At 45.5% G+C, this 1,186-nt stretch carries 2 protein-coding genes; both read left to right on the forward strand.

What is annotated here, in order from left to right; all coding sequences use genetic code 11:
- The first annotated feature begins 452 nt into the window (after positions 1–452).
- Complete coding sequence (locus tag C5O24_RS13540; protein ID WP_107037090.1) at positions 453–905, forward strand: DUF1896 family protein; 453 nt, start codon at positions 453–455, stop codon at positions 903–905.
- On the forward strand, positions 895–1,186 hold a 292-nt coding region (locus tag C5O24_RS13545), incomplete at its 3' end, for a hypothetical protein (protein ID WP_133165612.1). The genes C5O24_RS13540 and C5O24_RS13545, both read left to right, overlap by 11 nt.

The following is a 1,186-nucleotide window of genomic DNA, read 5'->3' on the forward strand; positions in this document are numbered from 1 at the left end:
GCACCTGAGCATCTCAAGCATGATTCTTATCGAGGCCTTGGCAAACTTCGGGAATGTTCCCACATCGTTATAGTCAATTTCAGTTTTCTTCATTTTGCGTTTCGTTTTCGATTACGATGCAAAATTAGCGAGCCTGCTACCCCACGACGGGAGAGTACCCCAAAACACTATTATTTCAAATTTTATCTAATTGATAATAAAGCATATATAATTTAAACAGGCTGATTTTTGGGGTATTAACCTTATATAATTATTTGAAAAACAGGCGATTTATGGACTTCAAAAGTATGTCTGAACAGGGTTTGAATGGAAAATGTCGTTTGTCGCGTCACATTGAGGCATTGCGAGGCTACCGAGTACCATAGTATCCGGAAATAATGATTGAGTCTTTGAGTATGATTTTCTTTGCAGTGTGAAAGTATTCACGCCCTAAAATTTCCCCCACACTTTTTATGAAAAGAAAGAATGATGGCCGGGGCTATGACCTCGACTATTATAATCTGTATCTGCGCCGTTACCTGACGGTGCACCATTTCCCCGAAGCTGATGATGACCTGCTGATTGCCGCACGCGCCGAAGCTGCGACTGACACCTATGTGGAATCAAGGCTGGACGGGGATGAAGTCTTTGTGTCCTCCGAGAAAGCCATTGCCCGTCTGCTTGATGGCTTTGAGATTTCGCCATACGATTTTGTAAGCGGCATACTTGCAGACGAATTTTCAGACCATATTTCTCTCGATGAACGTTCCATCGAATTCTGGACTTATACGCTACTGGAAGAATTGCAGCAGGAGTTCAAGGATGTGGAACTGAGCGAGGAATACCTCAACACCAACGAAGGTGTGATTTTCAAACTGGTAATCACCGGTAGGATTACCGAATATTTCGACGAATATGGCCTTTAACCGTTTACAGACCATGCGCGACAACATCGAGGCTATCAGGCTTGTCCTGAAGCTCGGTGTTGCCGGACGCACAGCGCAGACTCCCGAAGAGCGAGAGATACTGCGCAAGTATGCCGGGTTCGGTGGGCTGAAGTGTATTCTCAACGATGCCAACGAGTTGGCGGATGCAGCCAAGTGGAGCAAGTCGGATATTGAATTGTTCGCACCTACGGTTGAACTGCGTCGCCTTATCCACGACTATTCGCATGACGACAAGGAGTTTAACCGCTATATGGAGTCGC

The sequence above is a fragment of the Paramuribaculum intestinale genome (assembly GCF_003024925.1).
Taxonomy (GTDB): domain Bacteria; phylum Bacteroidota; class Bacteroidia; order Bacteroidales; family Muribaculaceae; genus Paramuribaculum; species Paramuribaculum intestinale.

Excerpts from the sequence above, each read along its gene's own strand:
- C5O24_RS13540 (WP_107037090.1), top strand. The coding sequence starts at position 453 with ATGAAAAGAAAGAATGATGGCCGGGGCTATGACCTCGACTATTATAAT.